Raw genomic sequence first — 4585 nt, 5'->3', positions numbered from 1 at the left:
CTCGGTCCGCCCGCCTGGATGGAGGGCGGCGTCCCCGCGCACCTGCTCGGCACCGACCAGGTCGGTCGGGATCTGCTCTCCCGCATGATCTACGGAGGCCGGGTCTCGCTTGTGGTGGGGATCTGCTCGGTCCTGATGTCGGCCAGCATCGGGGTGCTGCTGGGGCTGGCCGCGGGCTACTTCGGGGGAAGTCCCGACTGGTCGATCATGACGCTGGTCAACGTGATGCTGACCTTCCCGTTCGTGCTGCTCGCCCTTGCGGTCATCGCGGTGCTCGGCCCGAGCCTGGTCAACATGATCTTCGTGCTCGGCGTCGCCGGATGGCCGATCTACACCCGCGTGGTGCGAGCGGAGGCGATGGCCGTACGCGAGCGCGAGTTCGTGCTGGCCGGCCGCGCGCTCGGCATGAGCCACCTGCGCATCATCTTCCGGCAGATCCTCCCGAACCTCACCTCCGCGATCGTGGTCATCGCGACCCTGCAGGTGGCCCAGGTGATCATCGCCGAATCGTTCCTCTCGTTCCTCGGCCTCGGCATCCAGCCGCCCACCCCGGCGTGGGGCAACATGCTCGGCGAGGGGCGCCTCTACATGCTCAACTCGTGGTGGATCGCCACCTTCCCCGGCCTCGCCATCTTCGTCACCACGCTGATGATCAACCTGATGGGCAACGCGCTCCGCGACTGGCTCGACCCCCACATGAAACTATGAGGCGTCCCGCGGCCGGTCCGGGGCAGCGGGGACGCCCGTCCCGGAACACGCTGACTCGCTACCCGTCTCCTGCACTCGATCGAGCCACGAGAAGGGAGCGCCAGCCTTCGGCGGCGCGCAGAAGACACGGTTCCGGGACGGGCGTCCCCGCTGCCCCGGACCGGCCGCTCCCGGCGTGGTTATTTGTAGCCCGAGCCCGCCTGCTTGTACTCCTCGCGGGGCGGCGAGAAGATGTCGAGCACGACCGCGCGCTTGTCGGTGGCGCGCCCGCCGTGCGGGACGTGCGGCGGGGTCTGCCAGAAGTCGCCCGCCTTCACGTGATGCTCGACGCCGTCCTGGATGCGGATCCACTCGCCCTCGAGACACACGCCCCACTGCTCGTTGGGATGCGAATGCACCGGCGACACCGAGCCCGGCGAGATCTCGACCACCGAGAGCATCAGATGCTCGCCCGGGAACACGCGAGCGCTGAGCCCCTCGGCGAGCTGGCGCGGAATCCCACCGACCTTCAGGTTGTGAAAGCACGACGCATCGGCCATGGGTCGCTCCTTTCCTCTGGGCCGCCATTCTACAGGAGGGGCGCGTGAGACTCTTCCTCGCCATGCTCTCGCACGAGACGAACACGTTCAGCAACGTGCCCACCGATCGCGCCCAGTTCGAGGCGCGCGATCTGCGCTACGGCGGGGAGATCCTCGAGGTCTACCGTGACACCGGCACGTGCCTGGGCGGCATGATCGGCGCCGCCGAGCGGCTGGGCGCCACCCTGATCCCGTCGGTCGCCGCGTCGGCCTCGCCGGCCGGCCTCGTCACCCGCGACATCTACGAGCACGTCAAGCAGCGGATGCTCGCCGATCTCGAGCGCGCGGGCCGGCTCGACGGCGTGCTGCTCGACCTGCACGGGGCGATGGTCCCGGAGGGCATCGACGACGGTGAAGGCGACATCATCGCGGCGGTGCGCGAGGCGGTGGGCCCCGGGGTGCCGATCGCGGTGACGCTCGATTTCCACGGTAACCTCGGCCGCGACATGATCGGCAAGGCGGACCTGCTGCACGGCTACAAGACCTACCCGCACGTGGACATGGCCGAGCGCGGGGCGGAGGCGACCCGGCGTCTCGCCCAGGTCATCGGCGGGCGCATCAGGCCGACCGCGGCGTGGCGCAAGCCTCCCCTGATGCCGCCGCTCGGGCGCCAGGGCACCGCCCGCGGTCCGATGCGCCGCCTCTACGACCTGGCCGACGAGATGGAGAAGGATCCCAAGGTCATCTCGATCTCCCTCTTCGCCGGCTTCCCGTACGCCGACATCCCCGACGCGGGCCTCGGCATCTACGTGGTCACCGACGACGACCCGGCGCTGGCCGAGCGGCTCGCCGGGCAGCTGGAGCGGGTCGCGTGGGAGCATCGGCACGAGTTCATCCACGCGGCCCTGCCGGTGAAGGAAGCGGTGGCCCGCGCCCTGGCCGCCGAGGGCCGCCCCATCGTGCTCGCGGACATGGCCGACAACACCGGCGGCGGCGCCGCCGGCGACGGCACCGAGATCCTGCGCGAGCTGCTGCGGGTGGGCGCGCGCGGCGCGACGGTGGCGTGCATCTGGGACGCGGCGGCGGTTGCCGCCTGCGTCAAGGCCGGAGTGGGCGCCCGCATCATGCTCGAGATCGGCGGCAAGGTGGACGACCGTCACGGCGCGCCGGTCTCGGTCACCGGCACCGTGCGCACGCTCTCCGACGGACGCTTCGTGCATCGCGGACCGATGATGCACGGGTTGCCCGGCCGTCTCGGCCCCACCGCGGTACTGGACGTGAACGATGTAAAGGTGATACTCATCTCCTACCGCTGGCAGACCCTCGATCCGGAGATGATCCGGTTCGTCGGGATCGACCCCCTCCTGGAGAAGATCCTGGTCGTGAAATCGACGATCCACTACCGGGCGGCCTTCGAGCCGATCGCGAAGGAGATCATCGAGGTGGACGCGCCCGGGCTGTCGTCGTCGAACCTGTCGCGGTTCGAATACCGGCGCATCCGGCGCCCGATCTTCCCGCTCGATCCCGATCTGGTATACGAGCCGGAGTAGGAGGCCCCGACGTGTCGTTCACCGGCTTCACGCCGTCCGACTTCAAGGTCTTCGACATCCCGGGCTTCAAGCCCCGCATGGCGGCGATCAAGATGCGGATCCGTCCGAAGCTCGAGGCGGTCGGGCGCGAGCTCCTCCCGGACGTGACGCGGGTGGGCGGCGGCGAGGCCTTCATCCATGTGGCCAAGCACGCTCGGCGCACCGTGAACCCGCCCGACGATACCTGGGTGGCCTTCGCGCTCGACCGGCGCGGCTACAAGAAGCACTGCCACTTCAAGGTGGCGGTCTCGCGCCAGGGCGTGCGCTTCCTGTTCGAGGCCGGGCCCGAGCACGCGCAGAAGAAGCGCTGGCTCGGGGCGTGGAAGCGGCACACCCGCCAGCTGGTGCCGGTCCTGCGCCGGGCCAGGGGCCTCGGCTGGTTCAAGGACGAGCACGACGACGCGCCGGCCGCCATCCTCACCGATCTCCCGGCCGACGCGGTGGCGCGGCTCGGCGACGAGCTGCTGCGGACGCGCGACGGCCAGTTCGTGCTCGGCCGCGCGGTCTCGGCGGAGGAGGCCACGAAGTGGAAGCCGCGCGACTACGCCCGCGCCGCGCGCGAGACGTTCCACCTGCTGGCCCCGCTGTATCGCCTCAGGTGACCGCCGCGATCTTCGATATGGATGGCGTGCTGATCGACAGCGGGGCACACCATCGGCACGCGTGGCGGGCGCTGCTGGCCGAGCTCGGTACCGAGCCCGCGCATCCCGAGCACTGGCGCCTCACCATCGGCCGGCCCAGCGAGGAGGCGATTCCCCTGCTGCTGGGCCGGCGCGTGAGCGACGCGGAGGCCCGCCGGCTGGCCCGCCGCAAGCGCGATCTCTACCAGGAGCGCGCGCAAGCCGGGATGGAGCCGGTGCCCGGCGTGCCCGAGTTCCTGCACGCGCTGGAGCGGCAGCACGTGCCGCGCGCCGTCGGAACCTCCGCCTCGCGCTGGGACGCGGAGCGCCTGCTCGACGACCTCGGGCTCCTGCGCTTCTTCGACGTGGTGGTCACCGCCGACGACGTGATGCTGGGCAAGCCCGACCCCGAGGTGTGGGCGCAGGCAGCCCGGCGGCTGCGGGTGACGCCGGCCCATTGCGTGGTCTTCGAGGATGCGCCCGTGGGCATCCAGGCCGCGCGGGCCGCCGGCATGCGCGCGATCGGCGTCACCACCGCGCACACCGACGCCGAGCTGCTCGCCGCCGGCGCCGACCGCACCATCCCCGACTTCCAGGGCCTCGAGTGGAGCAGCATCGCCCCCCGGTAAGCGGATCCGACTTCTGGGACGGCCTCTACGCCGAGGGCCAGGACGGCTGGGAGCTGGGCGGACCGTCGCCGGCTCTCGAAGCCTGGCTCGACGCCGGCGGCACGTTCGAGTCTTCAGCTGCGGGGGCCCGGACATGGCCCCCGCACTCCCCCAGTCCGCGGACAACCCGGGATGCTCACCTCGCGGTGCCCGGCTGCGGCCGCGGTCACGACGCGCGCCTCCTGGCCCGCCGCGGCTACCGCGTCACCGCTTTCGATTTCGCGGAGGCCGCCGTGGCCGAGGCCCGTCGCCTGGCCGCCGCGGAGGGCGTGGACATGGCCGTCGAGCAGCGCGACGTGTTCACCCTGGCCCGCGACCACCGCGAGGCCTTCGACGGCGTGTGGGAGTACACGTGCTTCTGCGCCATCGATCCCGCGCGGCGGGAGGAGTACGCGTCGGTGCTGCACACGATCCTGCGGCCGGGTGGGCTCCTGCTCGCCTGCTTCTTCCCCCTTCGGGAGGGCGGAGACGGCCCGCCCTTC

General features: G+C 71.3%; 6 protein-coding genes. 5 read left to right on the top strand and 1 reads right to left on the bottom strand.

All coding sequences use genetic code 11. From position 1 onward, the window contains the following. Positions 1-708: ABC transporter permease (locus VKN16_16895; GenBank protein ID HME95887.1), on the top strand; the 708-nt coding region annotated here is incomplete at its 5' end. A 179-nt stretch (positions 709-887) separates the two neighbouring features. Here VKN16_16895 and VKN16_16890 read toward each other — a convergent pair. Continuing rightward, positions 888-1247 (bottom strand): cupin domain-containing protein, encoded by a 360-nt coding sequence (locus tag VKN16_16890; GenBank protein HME95886.1) that lies wholly within the window; start codon positions 1245-1247, stop codon positions 888-890. A gap of 44 nt (positions 1248-1291) precedes the next feature. Between VKN16_16890 and VKN16_16885 the strand changes: the two genes are divergently transcribed. From VKN16_16885 to VKN16_16870, 4 genes are all read left to right on the top strand, one after another. Continuing rightward, entirely contained in the window at positions 1292-2776 is a 1485-nt protein-coding gene (locus VKN16_16885; protein HME95885.1) for a M81 family metallopeptidase, read from the top strand. A gap of 11 nt (positions 2777-2787) precedes the next feature. Next, positions 2788-3417, top strand: a complete 630-nt coding sequence (locus VKN16_16880; protein ID HME95884.1) for a DUF1054 family protein — start codon at positions 2788-2790, stop codon at positions 3415-3417. Next, on the top strand, positions 3414-4064 hold the full coding sequence (locus VKN16_16875) for an HAD family phosphatase (GenBank protein HME95883.1): 651 nt from the start codon (positions 3414-3416) through the stop codon (positions 4062-4064). The genes VKN16_16880 and VKN16_16875 overlap by 4 nt, the downstream gene beginning before the upstream one ends. Next, on the top strand, positions 4040-4585 hold a 546-nt coding region (locus VKN16_16870), incomplete at its 3' end, for a methyltransferase domain-containing protein (GenBank protein ID HME95882.1). The genes VKN16_16875 and VKN16_16870, both read left to right, overlap by 25 nt.

Source organism: Candidatus Methylomirabilota bacterium, assembly GCA_035315345.1.
In the GTDB taxonomy this organism is placed as follows: Bacteria; Methylomirabilota; Methylomirabilia; order Rokubacteriales; family CSP1-6; genus CAMLFJ01.
Note: the sequence above shows the minus strand (reverse complement) of the source record. Positions and strands in the feature narration are given on the sequence as shown.